Source organism: Shewanella sp. POL2, from assembly GCF_000282755.1.
GTDB lineage: Bacteria > Pseudomonadota > Gammaproteobacteria > Enterobacterales > Shewanellaceae > Shewanella > Shewanella xiamenensis.
Map to the genome: position 1 here is coordinate 14,146 of NZ_AKZL01000040.1, position 20,901 is coordinate 35,046.

Sequence of the window (20,901 nt, forward strand, 5' to 3'; positions counted from 1 at the left end):
CGTTTTCATCTGTATTAAGTCAATGCGTCGGCTTACATGGGACGATTTTTCTCAACTAATCGATTAAAAATCGCATTTACCGACAGGGACGCACCATGGGCGATTTTATCGGCTAGTTTCTTGCGCACCTGATAACGCAGCTTATACACGGTACGTTCGCCCGCTAACTGCATTAACACATCATCACTGGTTGAAATCGCATCGATAAGGCCTAATTCAATCGCCTGTTGACCGTACCAATGTTCACCAGTTGCCACCTTTGCCAAATCGAGCTGAGGACGATATTTGGTTACAAAAGCTTTAAACAGCTCATGGGTTTCTTCGAGCTCCTGTTGGAACTTCTGTCTGCCCTCGTCAGTATTTTCGCCAAAGACGGTTAAGGTGCGCTTAAAGTCACCGGCTGTGTGTTGCTCATAATCAATTTCGTGCTTTTTCAGCAAACGGTTGAAGTTAGGCAACTGAGCAACTACCCCGATAGAACCCACGATGGCGAATGGCGCGGCATATATTTTATTGGCGACACAGGCCATCATATAACCACCGCTGGCGGCAACTTTATCCACGCAAATCGTTAATGGGATCTCGGCCTGACGCAGACGATCGAGCTGGCTCGATGCCAATCCATAACCATGCACCATGCCACCGCCACTTTCGACCTTGACAATAACTTCATCACCCTTTTCGGCGATGGTTAAAATTGCGCTGATTTCTTCCCGCAAAGATGCTACTTCGGCGGCATCAATACTGCCTTTAAAATCAATGACAAAGACCTTGCCTTTGTGGTCTTCTTCGGCCGCTTTTTCCTTCGCCTTTTCGTCTGCTTTCAGCTGTTTTTCGTAGGCTTTAAACTGCTTCTTCGTCAGCAGTTCCTCCTTCAAACTGTGCTTTAGTTCTTCCAGTTCTTCTGAAAGGTTAGTGATCCTCAGTTCACCTTTATCCGATTTGTGCTTCACAGTGGACGCGAGGACGACAATAATCACAGCAACAATCGCAACAACGATAGTCACAGCTTTGGCCAAAAACATGCCATATTCGTATAGAAATTCCAAAGTACTCTCCGTTGGGACCTAAGGTGATCCGGTTTAATGCGCGCTATTCTAACAGCCTAAAGCGCCATAAAAAAACCCAGCAAAGGCTGGGTTTTTAGGATTTAACTCGGATTAGTTAGGACAAGTCGCGATCACACTTGGATCGGTGACGTAAATAGTGGCCTCACCTTTACCCGCAGTCGATGCATAGGTGGCTACTTGAGTCTGCATCTCTACCGTTGCCGCAGCTGCCATACCATCTGTAGAACTCTTCTCGCTTGGGTCAACAATAGAACTGTGATGGCCCTTGGCAAAACGCACCACACCAAGCCCTTTCGTCGTAGCATCGACGCAAGGTAAACCCATTGCAGAGATCAGCGGTTCAGTACCTGATAATGGGAAGTTATCGACACTATTAGGTAACACTTGATCCGCTAAGTTACCATTACCATCACCGGCGACTTCAATTAAGTGCACAGGTAATCCTGTTGCTTTTAACATGCCAGCATGGTTAACCGGATCTGCTGAGTCCACCGCCGTTTGCACAGCAAAGGCAAAAGTAGGAATAAATTGCGCGTAAACCGCCTGAACTAAAGCCGCATATTCAGGGCTGCCTGGCTCATATCCTGCCGTATTAGCCTTATCGACTAAAGCTTTGAATGTCGCCGAAGCAGTGACATTATTAAACAGTACGGGACCGAAGGTGGCTGAACCGGCAAAAGCGCCTGCTAAACCACCAGCAGGAGCAACCAAAGAAGCCGCATTAATCACATAAGGGTTAGGTAAGGCTTCACCCGTGGTTGGATTTCTCATCCCCGTGCTGGCATAGGTAGCAAAATCGGTTCCCACAATCGCACCTAAACTTAACCCCTGCGCACTGATCTTAGAGACATCAAATACTTGTGGTTGATTAGCCTGCGCAAGCCCTTGTGCGAAGCCAGTTAAGGCTAAACGCACGCCAAGGTGATCCATGGTTGCCTGACGGAAGTTATCTCGCACAGAAAGTGTGCTTGAGATATTGACAAAGACTAACGGGTTACCATTTTTAAAGGCATCCGGAGTACCAATCACATTGCCAAAAGAGGGATCGGTTGCCGAAACTTCGTAAATACCATCCCCATTGGCATCAAATGAACGAGCACCATGTAAAGGCATATCGATAGCTACCGTTGCCACGCCCATGGCCGCATAAGAACCCGCATAAGCTAAAGACATTTCCTTACCGCCACCTAAACCATGCAGCGCAATCGTGGTTGGCCAGCCTGATGTTGGTGGTGTAAAGGTTAAGCCTTGCTGCTGATAGAAGGCCGCGAGTTTAGTGGCATTAGGCATAGAAATCAGTACAGGTACCGTTTCATAACCTTTAATCGCAGGGATTGGGTTAAATTTGGTCAAATGTTTGGTTTTATCAACCGCAGTACCATCGTCTAATAGCCAGGTTTTACCTGCCATTAGCGAAGGATTAGCTAATGCATCAGCAGGGTTAGCAATACCATTAGCGACAGCCTGCATACCAAAGTTTGTTTGACTTAAGGTGCCCGCTTGCAGCGCTAATAGCACAGAAACGGGGCTATCGCCTTGGGCTTTCCAACTCCCATTTATTAGTGGTTTACCTTCTGCAGATAAACAACTGACAGAAGAACAATCACCGTAAATTGGCAATTTAATTTTTGCAGTATAGACATCCGCTAAATTTGAAACCACGTAAGCCATACCATCTGCTGGTTTTAATCCCGCAGCCTGAGCCACAGTTAACCCAGTAGGAGTAGGCATTTGTGCAAAACTAGGTGCATAGGGAGCGCCTCTTGCCATCAACAGTTTTGTGGTTTCATAAACATTTGCGACTGATTGAGTAGTGAACAAGCCAGAGTAGGTAATGGTTGAAGTATCAACATTATGTGCAGCTGCTATCCCCTTCTCATAACTATTGATTAAGGTTTGCAACATCAGTTGATCTGGCGTTTCTAGAGGCAGCGTATTGATATCCATCTTCAACGTACCATAGGTTGTTGAAGGGGCAATGCCGCGTCCCTCTGAATCCTGAATTAACTTAGTGGTCGCATAAATATAAGACTGACCCGCTTTAAGCGGTTTTAGTGGAATAATGACGACTTTATTGCCTGAGGCAGTAGAAACAAAGTCCACACCAAATTGTAATTCAGCCCCTACTTTACAAGCTGATACTGACGGTTTGGCTTTACACTCAGGATCAGAGGACAAAGCGCCCCCCACGGTAGCCTCAAACATTCTTACCGCGCCAGGCTGGGCAACAGATGCCGCCATCAGGGTGAGCTGGGTGCCATCATGATCTTTTGCTAAATCGATATCAATTGAAATGGGCGACGTAGTTGACCATCCATCTAATGCACCGAGTGCAATCTGAGGATCGGTATAATTACCAGAACTTTCACCCGGTATAGATAAAGTACCATCCTTAGTGCCGCTGAACAGGAGGTCATTTGGCAAAGGAACTTTAGAGTTAGCAGGGTCGAATACCATACGGGATTCAGGGATGAGCGGCTCCGTCTTATCCTTGAGTTCGTTATAACTGTCCTCGCCACATCCTGTGAGGCCCAGTGCTGATGCAATCGCAACACACAAAATGAGTCTTTTCATTTTTTTTCCCCAAATCTTGTTGTAATAGTTTTGTTTTCCCCAAGAAATTAGTCACAATAGCGCAAAAGCTATGACTAATAGGGCTTATGTTAGCCCCTAACTCATTTCAAGTTAACGTAAAAATATTGAGTTAGCCACAAGTTTGTCACAAAGATTTTAGCTATTTATAACAAAGTTTCATTCATTTGTTTGAAACATGCGTTTAGCAGTTCAGCGACTCTAGAAGTGGCGGGCATTTTCGCCAAGAGGAATAAAAGGCTCATGTTGGAATATCAAGCAGCAAAAGATTTACTTAAAGGTAAAACTATTTTAGTCACTGGTGCAGGAGCAGGCATTGGTCGCGCGGCGGCTATCGAATTTGCCAAGCATGGCGCCACGGTGATTTTACTCGGTAAAACCGTTAAAAAACTCGAAGCCGTTTACGATGTTATCGAGCAAGCGGGTTATCCGATGCCAGCCATTGTGCCACTGGATTTAAAAGGTGCGACCGAACAAAACTACCGTGATATGGCCGACACGATCAGCGAACAGTTCGGCCATTTAGATGGTTTACTGCATAATGCCAGTTTACTCGGCGCCCTAGGTCCGTTTGAACACATCGATATTCCTTCACTTGAAGATGTACTTAAAGTCAATGTCACCGCACAAGTGATGCTAACCAAGGCATTACTGCCAGTGCTACGCCAAGCACCAAGTGCCTCGATTATTTTCACCTCCAGCAGTGTTGGTCGTCAGGGCCGCGCCTACTGGGGGCCCTATGCCTTCTCGAAATTTGCCACCGAAGGCATGATGCAGGTACTCGCCCACGAATGTGATGGCACTTCAGTCCGCGTGAACAGTATTAACCCAGGCGCAACGCGCACCGAAATGCGTGCTAAAGCATACCCTGCCGAAAATCCATTCGATTTAAAAACGGCCGAAGAAATCATGCCGACTTACTTGTATTTAATGGGACAGGACTCTAGCGATATTAACGGTCAGCAATTCAATGCCCAGTAAGTAAGGCTCACTAAACGCTGTGGTATAAAAGTAAAGGGAACCGAATGGTTCCCTTTACTTTTACTCAGTCGCTGAGTCTAATTTTAGCAAAGTAAATCATTGTTTTAGACTTCTCTTGCAAGTTATCACTTTGGACTTGAATATTATCGGGAACCGATACCTGCTCGTGACTTGAATAATAACTCACCCAAAGATGATCACCTTTCAGAACAATGCCAGCATAACTAGTATCGCCCTGCGAAGGTAACGTGAGCCTCTCATGAATAGCGCCCGTATCTTGATTTATTTCAATAAGTGCAGTGCGAATGTTCCCTTCATAAAGACGTACAACCGCCATCAAACGGGATTGATAGACAAACAGCACTGGCCCACCGATGCGTTTATCGAGTGTTTGCCAAGTCCATTGCTTGAAAGGTGGCAAGCTGTGACCCAGTAAACCTAAAAACTCGTCACTCCACACGGGATCGCGCCTTAATAAACAAAAACAACTCCCTTGGTGAAATACAAGCGAACTTTCATTTACATAACCTTGGTCGTTAAAAACAGGCATCCAAGGTTTAAAGAGCTGTCCATCGTCACTTTTGTAGAAACGGGTATCTCCATCAGGCCCCGCCCGATATCCCACACCATAAAGTGCATCTTGATGCTCAGTTAAACGCCATAACCAGTAACCTTTATCAGCTACCGCCTGCGGTTCGGACCAATTTACGCCATCCTTTGAGCGCCAAAGATAGGATTGTAAACCTGATTTATTGTGCAAAGTACCACCACCCAATAGCAACAACTCACCTCGAAATTCAATTAATTTGCCATCCCGTAAATCAGCATGAGCCGAAGTCAGCAGCGCCACACTTTGCCAATTTTCCCCGGCATCATGGGAGCAAAGAATACGTAAAGCGCCATCAGGAGATACGTGAGCAGAGCCTTCTCGAAATACACAAAATAATGCCCCTTGGTATAACACCAGATCGGTAAAAGCATTATGCTCACCTTGCGCCCAAATTCGCTTGACCGATATTAATTCCATGGTTCATCTCCTCGTCATCTTTAGGCTTGTTATAGCATAACCATAGGCTACAGAAAGCAAAAAAGGCCGCAAGCGGCCTTTTAACTGGGTAACATAAACCGATTAACTACGTTGACGCGTTGGCTTCGATTTACCCGTTGAGGTGACTTTATGCTTACGTACAGCGCGGCGAATTTTGGCACTCTTCACCTGCGCACGGGCCACACTGTGTTTATCTGCAGCCAGCATAGTGCGAGTTTCAGGTTCAAGGCCCGCTAATTGGCGCAGGTAGTTAACTTGCTCAATTGGCAATTCAATCCAACCACCACGGGGTAAAGATTTAGGTAATTCCACCATACCATAGCGCACACGGATAAGACGGCTAACTTGCACCTCTTGGGATTCCCATAAACGGCGCACTTCACGGTTACGGCCTTCACGTAAACACACGTGCCACCATTGGTTCATACCCTCACCACCCGCGGCTTTAATGGCATCAAACTGCGCCATACCGTCTTCTAACATCACGCCGGTACGCAGACGTTGTACCGCAGCCTCTGGTACTTCACCAAAGGTACGAACCGCGTATTCGCGTTCAACTTCGTTAGACGGGTGCATCAAACGGTTTGCCAGTTCACCATCAGAGGTAAACAGCAATAGGCCTGAAGTGTTGATATCCAGACGGCCTACCGCAACCCAGCGCGAATCACGCACTTTAGGCAAGCGATCAAACACAGTTGGACGACCTTCAGGGTCTTTACGGCTACAAATCTCACCTTCGGGTTTGTGATAGGCCAGCACGCGGCAAATCACATCATCGGCAGACTTGAGCGATATGGCTCGACCATCGATACGTACTTTTGCATCAGCTTCGATACGATCGCCAAGATTGGCAATCACGCCATCAATACTAACTCGGCCTGCAGCAATCCATGCCTCCATCTCACGACGGGAGCCATGGCCTGCACGGGCCAAGACTTTCTGCAATTTTTCACTCATTAGTATCTTGCTCTTCTGACTGTTCAGGCGTTACTTTCAAACCCGAAAATACCGCCTGCAATGACTCAGTATCCGTAAGCGCGGGTAAATCCGCGAGGGTATCTAAGCCAAAATAGGCTAAAAATTCTAAGGTCGTGGCGTAGAGTGCGGGTCGCCCCGGGACTTCTTTATGGCCAACGACTTTAATCCAATGTCTATCTGACAAACTTTTGATGATGTGGCTACTAATGGCCACACCACGCACCTGCTCAATATCGCCACGGGTCACAGGTTGACGATAGGCGATCACCGCCAGAGTCTCTAATGTTGCCCGCGAATACTTAGGTGCTTTTTCCTGCCACAGGGGTTGCAAAAACGGACTCAGGACTTCCAAGGTCTGGAAGCGATAACCTCCAGCCACTTTCACAAGTTGAACACCCCGTTCCTGATAATCCTGTTGCAACTCGTCCAATGCGGCTTTGATTTTGTCTCTGGAAACACTGAAATCCGCCAACACGGTTTCTTTCAACATTTTCACCGACAAGGGTTTCCCCAATACAAACAGACTCGCTTCAATAAGCTGTTTTAATTGAATTGGATTTATCTGCATCAATTAATAGGCCTTTACATAAATAGTTGAAAACGGCTCTGTTTGGTACAATTCCACTAATAATTCTTTGACCAATTCCATTAGCGCTAAAAAGGTCACCACCACACCGGCGCGGCCTTCTTCGACACTGAATAAACGCTCAAAGGGCGTAAACGTCTCGCTATTAAGCATGGCTAAAATTTGGCTCATGCGCTCGCGGGTCGATAACTGTTCACGCTTAACATGATGATCTTCATTGGCATCGATACGTTTAAGCACCTCGCCAAAGGCGCGGGCGATTTCAAATAACGATACATCAGGCGGAATCACCAAAGGTTTGATATTCGGTGAAGGTGCCGCGATTGCTTGAAACACATCGCGTTCAAGCCGAGGTAAATCATCAATTTTTTGCGAGGCTTCCTTGATTACCTCATAGGCCTTCAATTGACGGATCAACTGGGCCCGTGGATCTTCTTCCACCTCATCTTCCGCCACCATACGCGGCAGCAGCAGACGGGATTTAATCTCAGCCAGTGTAGCCGCCATGACCAAATAATCCGAGGCCAGTTCAATACGCGCCTGAGTGAGCATCGCGATATATTCTAAATATTGCGCGGTGATCTGAGAAATGGGTAAATCGACAACATCTAATTTTTGCTTACGGATCAGATACAAAAGTAAGTCTAGCGGCCCTTCAAAGGACTCCAAGAACACTTCCAACGCCTCAGGTGGAATAAACAAATCCTGCGGCATTTCGGTCATCGCCTGACCACGAACAACGGCTAAGGGTAAACTTTGTTGCGTGCCCTGCATCCGCTATCCCCATGTAAAACAATCACCTTGAAACCGCCATTCCCAAGCAAACAGTATCAGTCTCATTAAATCGAGTTGACTCGCTTCTTCGCAAACGCGCGATTATACCCGTAATTTAATGGCGATAAAACTGCCAAATGACGGTTTTATCGGGCTAACATACGCTGCCATACACTATCGCTGAGACAAACCTGATTTTACAGAAACGGAGTCACATCCCCAGCGCCTTCACGCAGGACTTCGAACCCATCTTCCGACATATCGATGACAGTGGTTGGCTTTTCACCTAAATAACCACCATGAATAATCACATCCACTTGATGCTCTAACAGGTCGCGAATATGTTCAGGGTCCGACTCGGCAAATTCTGCGTTTGGCATCACTAAACTGGTCGACATCAACGGCGCATCTAACGCCTCGAGCAGTGCTAAGGCAATCACATTGTCTGGCACGCGGATACCAATGGTTTTTTTCTTGTCATTTTGCAGACGACGGGGCACTTCCTTACTCGCCTTAAAAATGAAAGTGTACGGCCCTGGCGTGCAACTTTTTAGGATGCGATAGGCCTGATTATCCACCTTGGCGTAGGTCGCTAATTCAGATAAGTCACGGCACATTAACGAGAAATTATGATCGTGTTCGATTTGACGAATGCGAGTAATGCGCGTCATTGCGTCTTTCTCACCGATCATGCAACCGAGGGCATAACCCGAATCGGTTGGATACACAATTACGCCGCCGGACTTCAGCACAGCCACGGCTTGACTAATCAAACGTGTCTGTGGATTTACTTCGTGTACATAAAAAAATTGACTCATGGTCGTTCCATCCAAGATCCCGACTGCCAGACCCAATCAATACCTTGAGGCTGGTAGAGATTTTTACCTAATTCAATCCAATTGCTTGGAAAGTGAAAATCACTTCCTATCGATGCAAGCAACTGATTTTGGACACTCAGCGCCACTAAATTGGCCCTATCATCCACCGTTTGCTGGCCGAGCACCACTTCCATGGCATCCCCGCCTGCTTCTTTAAATTCTCGCACTAAACGCTTTAACCACTTGGCAGACAGCTTATAACCACTCGGATGTGCCAATACCGCGAGCCCGCCCGCGTTGTGGATCACCTTAATTGCGCTGGCCATATCGCCCCAATTATTGGGCACATAACCCGTCTTACCACGGGCTAAGTAACGCTTAAATACACTGGGCATATCCACCGCATAACCGTGATCGGCAAGCCAACGAGCATAGTGACCACGGCTTAACGCTGCGCCTGCCGCAATTGCTTTTGCGCCTTCATAGGCGCCTTCGATCCCGGCTTTAGCCAATCGATGGCCGATTTCTTCGGCACGAAGCTCACGTAAGTCACGCTGGTTTTCTAAAAACGTTAATAACTCTGTGTGGGTTTCATCAAAATTGAGCGCCACAATGTGAATATCGTAACTATTCCATCGGGTTGAAATCTCAACCCCAGAAATCAGCTTTAACGGTTCGGTCTGCGCTTGATTGAAGGCGCGGGCTTCACTTAAGCCTGCAACCGTATCGTGATCCGTTATCGCAAATAACTGCACGCCCTTTTCAAGGGCTCTGGCGACCAGCTCGGACGGCGTGAGATGACCGTCAGATGCGGTCGTGTGGCTGTGCAAGTCAGCCAAGATGCTTTGAGTATTCATGCCGTTATTGTACGTTAATTTAAGATGAAATGTGCATTTATCTCACACTTTATCCAGCAGGAACCGCATTTGACACAGTGAGTTAGCCACATGAATCCATCATTTTGAAAAATATTCAATTGACTTTCGCCTCAGGCTCATGTTTTCTATAGCTCAACTAACGAATTATTGAGACCCTTTTGAATGACCCATACTAACGCTTCTTTCAACATCATTTGGTGGTGGCACTTCCCAACGTAGCGGGTGGTGTGAAGCTCTGTGCTCATTTGAAAGTAACAGAATCAACAAAAGCCCGCAGAAATGCGGGCTTTTTTGTTGGTGCGAAAAATGTCTGCAACGCGGTAAACGGATAAAAGCGAGATAACAGCATGACCCTAAAGACATTTAATCAGGTTACCCAAGCCGACGGAGGGAATTTCCCCTCACCTCCGCAGACATTTGCACGTTCACATACGATCAAGGCCACCTTGGCATACCATAGCGATCCGCTGCGTTTGTACCAACACATCACTCAAGATGCGCCCCATACCATGTTGTTGGAATCAGCAGAAATAAACAGCAAGGAAAATCTTAAGAGCATGGTGATGACCCATGCGGCGCTGATGATCCGCTGCGACGGGTATTGTTTACGCTTTAGCGCACTGAGCGACAATGGTGCCAGTTTACTTGCCCCCATCGAGCAATTTTTTAGTGCTCGCTCAAGCCAAACTCAATGCCAACGCGATGGCCACAACTTAGTGGTCACGCTACAAAAAGACACTGAGCTTAAGGACGAAGATGCCCGCTTAAAGTCCACCTCGCCACTTGATGGTTTACGCTTGTTTGTTAAACATATCGACTGTGGTCAGACGCCAGCATTCGAAGACTTATTTTTAGGTGGCGTACTTTCCTACGATTTGATTGATACAGTGGAGCCACTGCCTAAAGCACCAAATGGTGCAAATGATTGCCCTGATTATTTATTTTATCTTGCCGAAACCTTAATTCTTATTGATCACAAGCAGAAACAAGCCGAAATCATCACCCACAATTTTAGTGAAGGTTCTGCAAAACTGGTTGAAGTGACCCAAGCCTTAGCCAAACGAGCTAGCCACATTAGCGCTGACTGCCAAACCTTAGCCAATGATATAGAACCTGCGCCCGCGCTGGTTGGGATAACAGCGACTGAGCAAGTCAATATCAGTGATGAGGCCTTTAAACAAACCGTTATCGATTTAAAAGAACACATTATTGCGGGCGATATCTTCCAAGTGGTGCCCTCACGCAGTTTTAGCCTGCCCTGCCCAAATACCTTAGGGGCTTACCGCGCACTACGTCTAACCAATCCCAGCCCTTATATGTTTTATTTCAGGGGTCATGACTTCACCCTGTTTGGCGCCTCACCCGAGAGCGCACTGAAATATGAAGCCAGCAACAATCAGGTCGAAGTCTACCCGATTGCAGGCACCCGTAAGCGCGGCAAAACCGCCAGCGGCGAGATTGATTTCGACCTCGATAGCCGTATCGAACTCGAATTGCGCTTAGATAAAAAAGAGCTCTCCGAGCACTTAATGTTGGTTGATTTAGCCCGTAATGATATCGCTCGAATCAGCCAAAGTGGCAGTCGTAAAGTAGCCGAGTTACTTAAAGTCGACCGTTATTCCCACGTAATGCACTTAGTCAGCCGCGTTACTGGCCAATTACGCCAAGACTTAGATGCGCTCCACGCCTACCAAGCCTGTATGAATATGGGCACCCTGGTTGGCGCCCCGAAAGTGCGCGCCTCGCAATTGGTGCGTCAGGCGGAAAAGACCCGCCGAGGCAGCTATGGCGGCGCCGTAGGTTACCTCAACGCCCTTGGGGATATGGACACCTGTATCGTTATCCGCTCCGCCTTTGTGAAAGACGGTGTTGCTCATATCCAAGCAGGAGCTGGCGTGGTATTTGACTCAGATCCTCAAAGTGAAGCCGATGAAACCCGCCAAAAGGCGCAGGCAGTGATTTCAGCCATCAAAATGGGCGCAGGCTTGGATGAAAGCCATCAAGCAACTGCGACCACTACGACTGAACAACCAAGATAAGGAGCCTAAGATGAAACTCTATTTACTCGATAACTTTGACTCCTTCACCTACAACTTAGTCGACCAATTTAGAAGCCTTGGCTGTGAAGTGGTGATCTACCGTAACGATGTTGCCGCCGACTATATTGCCGACAAGGTGTTGGCGGAAACCGAGCCTAGCGCCTTAGTCTTATCGCCAGGCCCAGGTGCGCCCCATGAAGCGGGCTCTATGATGGCGCTAATAGACAAAGTCGCGGGCAAAGTGCCTATGCTGGGGATCTGCCTGGGTCATCAAGCCATGGTGGAATATTACGGTGGCAAAGTGGAGCGCGCGCCTTTTGTCGTGCACGGCAAAGCCAGTCCCACCTTCCATAATGGTGAAGGCGTGTTTGCTAACTTACCTTCGCCCTTACCTGTCGCCCGCTACCACAGCTTAGTAGCCACAAAAGTACCTGATTGTCTTGATGTTATTGCCACCACAGAAGATATGCCTATGGCGATTTTGCATGCCGAGCACAGGGCAGTCGGTTTTCAGTTTCATCCAGAATCCATCTTAACGACCTTGGGCAGCACATTGTTAACCCAAACCTTAAGCTTTTTGACTCAAGACATCGCCCACAATACCGCAGGAGCGCAATAATGAATGCAACATCGATTCAGCCCCTGCTCGATATCTTGTTTCAGGGCAAGGCGTTAACACGCGAGCAAACCGCCAGACTCTTTAGCACCCTTATCCAAGGTGAAATGAATGAGGCCGTGATGGCGGCGATGTTAATGGCGCTTAAAATTCGCGGCGAAACCATAGCTGAAATCAGTGGCGCCGCCGATGCGATGCGCGCCGCCGCTAAGCCTTTCCCTTATTCGGAATCAAGCCGCAGCCAAGGGATTATCGATATCGTCGGCACCGGAGGCGATGGTTTTAATACCATTAATATCTCCACCACAGCCGCCTTTGTCGCCGCAGCTGCTGGCGCCAAGGTCGCAAAACACGGTAATCGTTCCGTCTCGAGCAAATCGGGCTCGTCAGATTTACTCGCCCAATTTGGCATCGATTTAACTATGTCACCCGAGCTGGCGGGCCGCTGCCTCGAATCACTCAATCTGTGCTTCCTGTTTGCGCCCCACTACCATGGCGGTGTCAAACATGCTGTGCCTGTGCGCCAAGCCCTGAAAACTCGCACCTTATTCAATGTGTTAGGGCCATTGATTAACCCAGCGCGCCCAGAATTTATGTTGCTTGGGGTATATAGCCCAGAGCTAGTGACGCCTATCGCCCGCGTACTGCAGGCCCTTGGCACGCAAAGGGCCATGGTAGTACATGGCAGTGGTTTAGATGAAGTAGCGCTCCATGGCAGCACACAGGTCGCCGAACTCAAAGACGGTGAGATTATTGAATATCAATTAACACCGGCGGATTTTGGTGTGCCTCAAGCCCACATTACTGAGCTTGAAGGGGGCGAGCCTGCACAGAACGCCCAAATCACGCAATCGATTTTGCAAGGACAAGGCAGCGATGCCCACACCCATGCGGTTGCCATCAATGCGGGTTGTGCCTTATATCTGTGTGGCCTATCGGACTCAGTCAAAGCCGGCACCGCCCTTGCGCTCAATACCATAAAAAGCGGCAAAGCCTTTGAATTACTGAATCAACTCGCTAAAGTCAGCAGCGAAGCACAGGAATAATGACCATGGCACAGGTTCAACAACCCGACGCGCATCGCTCGGAAGATAATCAAGCATCGCAGGATGTAAGGGGTAGCATGCAAACCAGTACCGCAAAAGCCAACGTTTTAACCCGTATCGTCGATACTAAGGCCGCCCATATCGCCGCCCTTAAGTTGCGTTTTCCTGAAGACAGCTTAACCCCAAAAATCTCGGACCGTAGTCTATTTGCCGCCTTAAAAGCCCCGAAGGCGGGTTATATTTTAGAGTGCAAAAAAGCCAGTCCATCCAAAGGCTTAATCCGTAGAGACTTTGATGTCGAAGCCATCGCCTCGATTTATGCCAAGTATGCTGCGGGGATTTCGGTCTTAACCGATGAGCAATTTTTCCAAGGGGACATGGGCTATATCCCGAAAGTGCGGGCCAAAGTGAGCCAACCGATTCTGTGTAAAGACTTTTTTGTTGATGAATATCAAATCAAGTTGGCCGCACATCAGGGCGCCGATGCGATTCTACTGATGCTTTCTGTGCTCGATGATAAGCGATATCAGCAACTTGCCAGCGAAGCGGCCAAGTATCAACTCGATGTATTGACCGAAGTCAGTAATGAGGAAGAACTAAGACGAGCCATCGCCTTAAATGCACCAATTATTGGCATAAATAACCGTAACTTGCGAGATTTAAGTACCGATTTAGCCACCACAGAAGCCCTTGCGCCACACATCGGCAGCGATCGCGTGGTGATCAGCGAATCGGGCATTTACACTAACGATCAAGTACGCCGCTTAAGTCCATTGGTCGATGGCTTCTTGGTCGGTAGCTCGATTATGGCCGAAGAAGACATTGATTTAGCCTGTCGTAAATTGATCTTCGGTCACAATAAAGTCTGCGGTCTCACCCGACTTGAGGATATTCAAGCAGCAGCCACTGCGGGCGCAGTTTATGCTGGACTCATTTTTGCTGAAAAATCACCACGAGCACTCACAAAAGATGCCGCCAAACAGTTAGTCGAGCAATACCGTGCCGCCAACTTGCCCGCCATTGAGTTTGTTGGCGTATGTGTGAATAGCACGCCTGAGTTCATGGTGAGTATCGCCCAAGAATGTGGCTTAGCCGCGCTGCAACTGCACGGCAGCGAAACTGAGTTGGAAATTGCCGAGCTAAGCCAATTGCTGCAACAGGCCGGACTGAACACCCAAATTTGGAAGGCGATCAGTGTCGATGCTCAAAGCTGCGAACTTGCTGCTATGCCAAGAGGGGTGCAGCGTTATCTCTTTGATAGCAAGAATGACGCAGGTTTTGGTGGCACGGGGCAAGTCTTTGATTGGCAACTCCCCATTGCCCATAAAGCCGAGGCCATGCTCGCGGGTGGCCTCAATGCGGACAATGCTGCCCGTGCCAATGCTCAAGGGTTTTACGGTTTAGATTTTAACTCTGGCCTCGAAACCGCCCCTGGCATTAAGTCGGCAGAGAAGATCCAAGCGGCATTTAGTCAATTACGACTCTAGACCCACTTTTATAAAAAACTGTGCAAAGCACAGGCTAGCAAGAATTGAAACTCGATGGCGTTAACCTAAACCGCCATCGAAACAAATAAATAGGATAAGGAACAAGGTATGTCACAGTTAAAGCTTAACCCTTATTTCGGCGAATACGGTGGTATGTATGTACCGCAGATTTTAGTCCCCGCCCTCAAGCAACTTGAGGGTGCTTTTGTCGACGCACAAACCGATGAGTCCTTCCAAGCCGAGTTTACCGACTTACTGAAAAACTACGCGGGTCGCCCCACAGCGCTCACCTTAACCCGAAATTTAAGCCCCAATCCCATGGTTAAAATCTACCTCAAGCGGGAAGATTTACTCCACGGCGGCGCCCATAAAACCAACCAGGTATTAGGCCAAGCGTTACTGGCTAAGCGTATGGGTAAAAAAGAAATCATTGCCGAAACGGGTGCAGGCCAACACGGTGTTGCCACCGCCCTTGCCTGTGCACTGCTGGGATTAAAATGCAAAGTGTATATGGGCGCGAAAGACGTTGCCCGCCAATCACCTAACGTATTTAGAATGCGGCTGATGGGCGCCGAGGTTATCCCTGTAACCTCTGGTTCTGCCACCTTAAAAGACGCCTGTAACGAGGCGATGCGCGACTGGTCTGGTAGCTACGAAAAAGCCCACTATCTGCTCGGCACAGCTGCTGGACCACATCCGTTCCCGACCATAGTGCGTGAATTCCAACGTATTATTGGTGAAGAAACCAAAAAACAAATACTTGAGCGCGAAGGTCGCCTGCCCGATGCGGTCATCGCCTGTGTCGGCGGCGGCTCCAATGCTATCGGGATGTTTGCCGACTTTATTGATGAAGCCAATGTTGAGCTGATTGGCGTCGAGCCTGCGGGTAAAGGTATTGATACCCATATGCACGGCGCGCCGCTAAAACATGGTAAAACCGGGATTTTCTTTGGTATGAAAGCCCCATTGATGCAGGACAACGAAGGCCAAATCGAAGAGTCTTACTCGATTTCAGCAGGATTAGACTTTCCCTCGGTCGGCCCACAGCATGCCCATTTGAACGCCATCGGCCGTGCCCGCTATGAATCGGCCACCGATGATGAAGCCCTAGAAGCCTTCCAATTACTGGCTCGCAGCGAAGGGATTATTCCGGCGCTCGAATCGGCCCACGCCCTAGCCTATGCAATGCGTCTGGCGAAAGAGTGCACCAAAGAGACCATTTTGGTTGTCAACCTCTCAGGCCGAGGCGATAAGGATATTTTCACTGTGTCAGACATTTTAAACGGTAAAGAGGAATAACTAAGATGAGCAGCATTTCAAACCAAACTATCCCTCATCAAGCTGGCCGTTATCACGCCGCTTTTAGCCGTTTAAAAGCCGAAGGCCGCGGCGCCTTTGTGCCCTTTGTTACTTTGGGTGATCCTAGTCCTGAGCTGTCACTGAAAATTATCGACACCTTAGTGCAAAACGGTGCCGATGCGCTGGAGTTAGGCTTTCCCTTCTCTGATCCGCTCGCCGATGGCCCCGTGATCCAAGGCGCAAATCTCAGAGCCTTAGCCGCGGGTACAACACCAACAGCCTGCTTTGAATTGCTGGCCAAGATCCGCGCTAAATACCCTGAACTTCCAATTGGGTTATTGCTGTATGCGAACCTCGTATTCGCCAATGGCATAGATGCTTTTTATGCCAAAGCGCAGCAAGCGGGCGTGGATTCAGTGTTAATTGCCGATGTGCCAGTTGAAGAAGCCGCACTATTTATTCAAGCGGCCAAAGCCCATGGCATTGCGCCAATTTTTATTGCGCCGCCCAATGCCGACAGTGACACCCTTGCGAAGGTCAGCCAAAGTGGTGAAGGCTATACCTATCTATTGTCCCGCGCTGGCGTAACAGGTACAGACACTAAGGCAGGTACGCCCGTTGAAGAAATTTTAGCTAAGCTGCAAGCATTTAATGCGCCGCCACCGCTATTAGGCTTTGGGATTGCAGAGCCTGCTCAAGTGAGCGCCGCCATTCAAGCAGGCGCCGCGGGTGCAATTTCTGGCTCGGCCGTGGTGAAAATTATCGAAACCTATCAACAGGATGAAGTGAAACTGCTCGCAGCATTAGGCGATTTTACCCGCGCGATGAAAGCGGCAACCTAATCTATTCATCTGAATAACATCCCGATTTAGGGCCAAATCAGCAGAGTTGGCCCTTTTTTATATATTCCCCATAGCAGTAACAACCATGGCTAGCACAGAATCAACAGCATCTTAAAACTGTCAAACCCAAGGCTTATATTAGGATCTATGTCTCATGCGTTTACGAGATAAATGTTAATATAGCGCAAATAATATCGACGCTTTTGTTATGGTAAATGGACTTTATATGCAGTATCGGATCTATATTCTCGACGTCACACCTTGGGGCTGTGGTTTTCAAGGTGAAGTCGCTGCCCAATGGGATAATGGCGCTCCAGTGTGGTTTTACTATCAAGGCAATGATCAACAAGCTAAGCAACGTTTCCCCGTCAATCAATGGGTGACGGTTGAACTGTTTGGCCGTTTAGCCAAGGCAAATTTGCAAACCGACATTATTGAACATCGCCAAAGTCTGCAATTCCCCAAACATAATTGTCACTTTGAGGCCTCGGGACAAATTGTTGAAATCACCCAAACGCCTGATGATACTGTATATTTACTGCAATCAAGTTTCCCCCTACCCTTTGATAATGAACTTGGTACCTCACCAATTTCTCGCGGTCATTGGGTCAACGTTACCGGGGAATTATGGGCAACCAATTGGCAAACCTAGGCGATAAAACGATTAGTTCTGATTATTCACCCAATGCAAAACGACCAGTATCGGTCTGTATCACCATAGCTTTTGCCGTGTTTTGCTCCTAAAATGGCGAACGGATTGCGCTTTGGGTTTACATAAATACATGTAAATCTTAAGCACTAATCAGCAAGCTCTTTCGCCTAAGTCACACCCTGTTGAGGTTTCCATGTCCAGCTTACACTCTGTACCAACAAATAAAAGCCGCACTATTTTTGGTACACCAAAGTTACCCGCAAAATACGCCACAGTTGTGATGCCATTTTTTCTTTCTATTTTAATGAGTTGCATCGTTTCTGGGATCAGTACTTTTAATGGTGTCGGCGCATCTGCACAATTTGTTGAGCTCTGGTTGAGCGCATGGTTTATCTCTTGGGTGGTGGCATTCCCGACTCTGCTGATGGTATTGCCCCTAGTGCGTAAACTTACCGCCGCTTTTGTGCAATTACCTTAGGCCTTTGCTTCTCCCCCTGCTTTTGACTCAACAAAAAGCCATTTTTAAGATGGCTTTTACGTTTGCTTATCCGATCTTTTATGGCTTACTAGCAGTGTTTATTGACGAACTAATTCGGATTTACAGTCGATTTACACTCAGCAGTTATTCATACTTTCGTTGCCTCCTAAAAAGCCACTAAAAACAATTAGTGCAAAATCCCACCAACCAAAAAACAACTTAATTAACTGTTTTTAAATAAATATTATTTTTGTTGATATATTTAGACACCTCTTAGACCTTCCTTCTTCCCCATTGATCAACTCACCGACAAACCGTATTTCAGCCTTTTATTTAACAGTCAAAAGTACGACTCATCCTACAAGTAACAAATGAGAATGATTTGCATTTGTAATTTTTATAATGCTAATTTATTCCTCGTTGCACTGAGCGAGTAATAGCAAAACAAGCGGTAAAGCTCCTGTTCGGCAGCACAAAAGAATGATTCATAAAGCAACAGTAGAGAGGTCCACTCATCTACTCATCCATCAGTCGATGGTGGCTGCAACCGTTTTAATAGGAATTCAAGGAGGCGTAAGTGACTACCCCAAAAAAGGAAACTGATCGTACGATTTACGATCTACTCGGCATTGGCATAGGCCCATTTAATCTAGGACTGGCGGCTCTGTGTGAACCTCTTAATAACTTCAACTGTTTATTTTTAGATGCTAAAACCGAGTTTGATTGGCACCCGGGTATGCTGATCAACTCCTCTCGATTACAAACACCTTTTATGTCCGATTTGGTCACTATGGCCGATCCGACAAGTCGTTTTAGTTATCTTAACTTTGCCAAACAAACAGGCCGACTCTATTCCTTTTATATCCGTGAAAACTTCTTTCTCCCAAGGCATGAATATAACCAATATTGCCAATGGGTTAGCAAACAACTCTCCAACCTAAAATTCGGTTTTAAGGTCACACAATTAGATTACAACGCCGGTGAAGGCATCTACCATGTTACGGGAGTAGATAGACGCAGTGGTAAACCCCACACTTATCTCTGCCGCAAACTGGTATTAGGTACTGGCACGACTCCCTATCTACCCGATAATTGCCCAATTCAAGACCCGCGTGTCATGCACAGCGCCAGCTATATCCGGCAAAAAGCCTACTTGCAAAGCCAAAGTGCTATCACAGTGATTGGCAGTGGCCAAAGTGCTGCGGAAATCTTTTACGATCTTCTACAAGATATTGAAATATATGGTTATCAATTAAATTGGATGACCCGCTCGCCACGCTTTTATCCGCTGGAATACACCAAACTCACCCTAGAGATGACCTCGCCAGATTATGTTGATTATTTCCACGAGCTGTCGCCGGAAAAACGCCATCACTTAATCGCAGAGCAAAAGTCACTCTACAAGGGGATCAATGCCGAGCTAATCAACGATATTTATGACCTCCTTTACCAAAAGCGTTTAGTCAGCGATATCCAATGCCAGCTGCTGACTAACGTGGCACTGACAGCAATCGACACCTCGGGCGACAAGCTGACACTCAAGTTCAACCACCTCGAGCAAGAATATGCCTTCGAGCAACTGACAGGTGCCGTCGTCTTAGGCACTGGCTATCAATATCGTTTACCTGATTTTATTCAAGGAATTAAATCACAAATCGAATTTGATGATCGTGGCCAACTCGCCATCCAGCGTGACTATGGCATCGATGTCAGAGGCGATATTTTTATCCAAAATGCGGGCCTACATACCCATGGCATTAGTTCACCCGATTTGGGTATGGGCTGCTATCGCAATGCCATCATTCTGCAAGCGGTTTTAGGTTACGCCCCCTATCCGATTGAAACGCGGATCGCCTTCCAAACCTTTGACCCCAACAACATCAACGACGCGAAAAACCAACCCGTCGAAAGCAACACTCACTCAGCGGTTGCGTCTTCTAAGCCTTGTCAGGAGTTAAATCCGTCAGCCAAGCCCACGCAACAACCCAGTAATGAGCCACAAACCGTGCTACGGATAAGCCCTTCTGGTGGCAGTACATCGGCCTTAATGGCACCGAATAAGGAGGCACTGTAATGGCCAGCCAATGGAGCCAACGCTGTTTAGATTTGCTCTCAAAACAGATTGTAATCAATGAGTTTGTGCTTAAACCACTGAACCTTGAGCAAGACATTGCCATGCTGCAATCATGGCTTAACCAAGACTATGCCAAGTTTTGGGGTATGCAGGGGATGAGTCTTGATGCACTTGCTCAAGCGATGGCGCCAAGCGAGCACAAGCTCTCGCTGATCGGTGAATGGCAAACCAAACCGCTGTTTATGGTGGAGTTATACGATCCCTCCCATGACGAAATTGGCCTGCACTATCAGGTTAAGCCGCTCGATTGCGGTATGCATTTAATCCTTGCGCCGATTGAAGGCAAACCCGTTCATGGCTTATCCCGCCAAGTGATGGAGGCTATCGCCCAACTTGTCCTTGAAACCCTCGCGTTTACGCGACTGGTAGTCGAGCCAGATCAGCAAAATCACAAAATTCACCGCTTAAATTGCCAGATTGGGATCCGCTACCAAAAAGCCATCCAACTCAGTACCAAAGCTGCGTTTTTAGGTTTTTGCAGTGCCCAAAGCCGCCAGACGGCAACTCAAGCCGCCCCCCAATTGCCGAGTAAAAATCGTCCTGTTACCCAGTCACTTTTAACCTTATCACTTTGTAGGTGAAC

At 47.6% G+C, this 20,901-nt stretch carries 19 protein-coding genes and 1 other annotated feature; of the genes, 11 read left to right on the forward strand and 8 right to left on the reverse strand.

The annotated features are described in order from the left end of the window. Nucleotides 1–32 precede the first annotated feature (32 nt). Nucleotides 33–1,049: a protease SohB gene (gene sohB / locus SHEWPOL2_RS12245; RefSeq protein ID WP_037428596.1), complete on the reverse strand. Its 1,017-nt coding sequence runs from the start codon at nt 1,047–1,049 to the stop codon at nt 33–35. 111 nt (nt 1,050–1,160) lie between these two features. After that, nucleotides 1,161–3,644, reverse strand: coding sequence for a VolA/Pla-1 family phospholipase (locus tag SHEWPOL2_RS12250; protein WP_037428598.1), 2,484 nt, complete (start codon nt 3,642–3,644; stop codon nt 1,161–1,163). Between the two features lie 261 nt (nt 3,645–3,905). Here SHEWPOL2_RS12250 and SHEWPOL2_RS12255 point away from each other — a divergent pair, with 261 nt between their 5' ends. Then, complete coding sequence (locus SHEWPOL2_RS12255) at nt 3,906–4,643, forward strand: YciK family oxidoreductase (RefSeq protein ID WP_037428600.1); 738 nt, start codon at nt 3,906–3,908, stop codon at nt 4,641–4,643. A gap of 64 nt (nt 4,644–4,707) precedes the next feature. On the opposite strand, the gene SHEWPOL2_RS12260 is transcribed toward SHEWPOL2_RS12255, so the two are convergent. From SHEWPOL2_RS12260 to SHEWPOL2_RS12285, 6 genes are all read right to left on the reverse strand, one after another. Then, nucleotides 4,708–5,670 (reverse strand): hypothetical protein, encoded by a 963-nt coding sequence (locus SHEWPOL2_RS12260; RefSeq protein ID WP_037428602.1) that lies wholly within the window; start codon nt 5,668–5,670, stop codon nt 4,708–4,710. Nucleotides 5,671–5,772: 102 nt separating this feature from the next. Next, on the reverse strand, nt 5,773–6,648 hold the full coding sequence (rluB, locus tag SHEWPOL2_RS12265) for a 23S rRNA pseudouridine(2605) synthase RluB (RefSeq protein ID WP_037428604.1): 876 nt from the start codon (nt 6,646–6,648) through the stop codon (nt 5,773–5,775). After that, nucleotides 6,641–7,237: an SMC-Scp complex subunit ScpB gene (gene scpB / locus SHEWPOL2_RS12270; RefSeq protein ID WP_037419998.1), complete on the reverse strand. Its 597-nt coding sequence runs from the start codon at nt 7,235–7,237 to the stop codon at nt 6,641–6,643. Before scpB ends, rluB begins: the two co-directional genes overlap by 8 nt. A 3-nt stretch (nt 7,238–7,240) precedes the next feature. Beyond that, nucleotides 7,241–8,029: a ScpA family protein gene (locus tag SHEWPOL2_RS12275; protein ID WP_037420001.1), complete on the reverse strand. Its 789-nt coding sequence runs from the start codon at nt 8,027–8,029 to the stop codon at nt 7,241–7,243. A 197-nt stretch (nt 8,030–8,226) separates the two neighbouring features. Further along, nucleotides 8,227–8,847, reverse strand: coding sequence for an L-threonylcarbamoyladenylate synthase (locus SHEWPOL2_RS12280; RefSeq protein ID WP_037420004.1), 621 nt, complete (start codon nt 8,845–8,847; stop codon nt 8,227–8,229). After that, nucleotides 8,844–9,704 (reverse strand): PHP domain-containing protein, encoded by an 861-nt coding sequence (locus SHEWPOL2_RS12285; protein WP_037428606.1) that lies wholly within the window; start codon nt 9,702–9,704, stop codon nt 8,844–8,846. The genes SHEWPOL2_RS12280 and SHEWPOL2_RS12285 overlap by 4 nt, the downstream gene beginning before the upstream one ends. Before the next feature lie 210 nt (nt 9,705–9,914). Beyond that, nucleotides 9,915–10,020 (forward strand) — a sequence feature (Trp leader region). A 52-nt stretch (nt 10,021–10,072) separates the two neighbouring features. On the opposite strand from SHEWPOL2_RS12285, the gene SHEWPOL2_RS12290 reads away from it, so the two are divergent. From SHEWPOL2_RS12290 to SHEWPOL2_RS12335, 10 genes are all read left to right on the forward strand, one after another. Continuing rightward, the gene (locus SHEWPOL2_RS12290; protein ID WP_050991357.1) at nt 10,073–11,764 is read left to right on the forward strand and encodes an anthranilate synthase component 1; all 1,692 of its coding nucleotides are present in this window, start codon (nt 10,073–10,075) and stop codon (nt 11,762–11,764) included. A 10-nt stretch (nt 11,765–11,774) separates the two neighbouring features. After that, entirely contained in the window at nt 11,775–12,383 is a 609-nt protein-coding gene (locus SHEWPOL2_RS12295) for an aminodeoxychorismate/anthranilate synthase component II (RefSeq protein ID WP_037428609.1), read from the forward strand. Continuing rightward, nucleotides 12,383–13,426 carry an anthranilate phosphoribosyltransferase gene (gene trpD, locus SHEWPOL2_RS12300; RefSeq protein ID WP_037428611.1) on the forward strand — a complete coding sequence of 348 codons (1,044 nt, stop codon included), beginning with the start codon at nt 12,383–12,385 and terminating at the stop codon, nt 13,424–13,426. Before SHEWPOL2_RS12295 ends, trpD begins: the two co-directional genes overlap by 1 nt. 77 nt (nt 13,427–13,503) lie before the next feature. Further along, the gene (gene trpCF, locus SHEWPOL2_RS12305) at nt 13,504–14,913 is read left to right on the forward strand and encodes a bifunctional indole-3-glycerol-phosphate synthase TrpC/phosphoribosylanthranilate isomerase TrpF (protein ID WP_231640426.1); all 1,410 of its coding nucleotides are present in this window, start codon (nt 13,504–13,506) and stop codon (nt 14,911–14,913) included. A gap of 108 nt (nt 14,914–15,021) precedes the next feature. Continuing rightward, nucleotides 15,022–16,212: a tryptophan synthase subunit beta gene (gene trpB / locus SHEWPOL2_RS12310; protein ID WP_037428614.1), complete on the forward strand. Its 1,191-nt coding sequence runs from the start codon at nt 15,022–15,024 to the stop codon at nt 16,210–16,212. 5 nt (nt 16,213–16,217) lie between these two features. Continuing rightward, nucleotides 16,218–17,054, forward strand: coding sequence for a tryptophan synthase subunit alpha (gene trpA, locus SHEWPOL2_RS12315; protein WP_037428615.1), 837 nt, complete (start codon nt 16,218–16,220; stop codon nt 17,052–17,054). A 226-nt stretch (nt 17,055–17,280) separates the two neighbouring features. Continuing rightward, entirely contained in the window at nt 17,281–17,706 is a 426-nt protein-coding gene (locus SHEWPOL2_RS12320) for a hypothetical protein (RefSeq protein ID WP_037428617.1), read from the forward strand. 193 nt (nt 17,707–17,899) lie between these two features. Then, nucleotides 17,900–18,184, forward strand: a complete 285-nt coding sequence (locus tag SHEWPOL2_RS12325; protein ID WP_037428620.1) for a DUF2798 domain-containing protein — start codon at nt 17,900–17,902, stop codon at nt 18,182–18,184. A gap of 577 nt (nt 18,185–18,761) precedes the next feature. Then, nucleotides 18,762–20,258: a lysine N(6)-hydroxylase/L-ornithine N(5)-oxygenase family protein gene (locus tag SHEWPOL2_RS12330; RefSeq protein WP_037428622.1), complete on the forward strand. Its 1,497-nt coding sequence runs from the start codon at nt 18,762–18,764 to the stop codon at nt 20,256–20,258. Further along, nucleotides 20,258–20,899: a GNAT family N-acetyltransferase gene (locus SHEWPOL2_RS12335; RefSeq protein ID WP_050991358.1), complete on the forward strand. Its 642-nt coding sequence runs from the start codon at nt 20,258–20,260 to the stop codon at nt 20,897–20,899. Before SHEWPOL2_RS12330 ends, SHEWPOL2_RS12335 begins: the two co-directional genes overlap by 1 nt. Nucleotides 20,900–20,901 lie beyond the last annotated feature (2 nt).

What these genes read in the sequence shown, in the direction of transcription:
- SHEWPOL2_RS12255 (WP_037428600.1), top strand. Translation starts at nt 3,906, where the DNA reads ATGTTGGAATATCAAGCAGCAAAAGATTTACTTAAAGGTAAAACTATT.
- SHEWPOL2_RS12320 (WP_037428617.1), top strand. Translation starts at nt 17,281, where the DNA reads ATGCAGTATCGGATCTATATTCTCGACGTCACACCTTGGGGCTGTGGT.
- SHEWPOL2_RS12295 (WP_037428609.1), top strand. Translation starts at nt 11,775, where the DNA reads ATGAAACTCTATTTACTCGATAACTTTGACTCCTTCACCTACAACTTA.
- trpD (WP_037428611.1), top strand. Translation starts at nt 12,383, where the DNA reads ATGAATGCAACATCGATTCAGCCCCTGCTCGATATCTTGTTTCAGGGC.
- SHEWPOL2_RS12260 (WP_037428602.1), bottom strand. Translation starts at nt 5,670, where the DNA reads ATGGAATTAATATCGGTCAAGCGAATTTGGGCGCAAGGTGAGCATAAT.
- SHEWPOL2_RS12290 (WP_050991357.1), top strand. Translation starts at nt 10,073, where the DNA reads ATGACCCTAAAGACATTTAATCAGGTTACCCAAGCCGACGGAGGGAAT.
- SHEWPOL2_RS12335 (WP_050991358.1), top strand. Translation starts at nt 20,258, where the DNA reads ATGGCCAGCCAATGGAGCCAACGCTGTTTAGATTTGCTCTCAAAACAG.
- SHEWPOL2_RS12280 (WP_037420004.1), bottom strand. Translation starts at nt 8,847, where the DNA reads ATGAGTCAATTTTTTTATGTACACGAAGTAAATCCACAGACACGTTTG.
- SHEWPOL2_RS12325 (WP_037428620.1), top strand. Translation starts at nt 17,900, where the DNA reads ATGTCCAGCTTACACTCTGTACCAACAAATAAAAGCCGCACTATTTTT.
- SHEWPOL2_RS12275 (WP_037420001.1), bottom strand. Translation starts at nt 8,029, where the DNA reads ATGCAGGGCACGCAACAAAGTTTACCCTTAGCCGTTGTTCGTGGTCAG.
- SHEWPOL2_RS12250 (WP_037428598.1), bottom strand. Translation starts at nt 3,644, where the DNA reads ATGAAAAGACTCATTTTGTGTGTTGCGATTGCATCAGCACTGGGCCTC.
- trpA (WP_037428615.1), top strand. Translation starts at nt 16,218, where the DNA reads ATGAGCAGCATTTCAAACCAAACTATCCCTCATCAAGCTGGCCGTTAT.
- rluB (WP_037428604.1), bottom strand. Translation starts at nt 6,648, where the DNA reads ATGAGTGAAAAATTGCAGAAAGTCTTGGCCCGTGCAGGCCATGGCTCC.
- scpB (WP_037419998.1), bottom strand. Translation starts at nt 7,237, where the DNA reads ATGCAGATAAATCCAATTCAATTAAAACAGCTTATTGAAGCGAGTCTG.
- trpCF (WP_231640426.1), top strand. Translation starts at nt 13,504, where the DNA reads ATGCAAACCAGTACCGCAAAAGCCAACGTTTTAACCCGTATCGTCGAT.
- SHEWPOL2_RS12285 (WP_037428606.1), bottom strand. Translation starts at nt 9,704, where the DNA reads ATGAATACTCAAAGCATCTTGGCTGACTTGCACAGCCACACGACCGCA.
- trpB (WP_037428614.1), top strand. Translation starts at nt 15,022, where the DNA reads ATGTCACAGTTAAAGCTTAACCCTTATTTCGGCGAATACGGTGGTATG.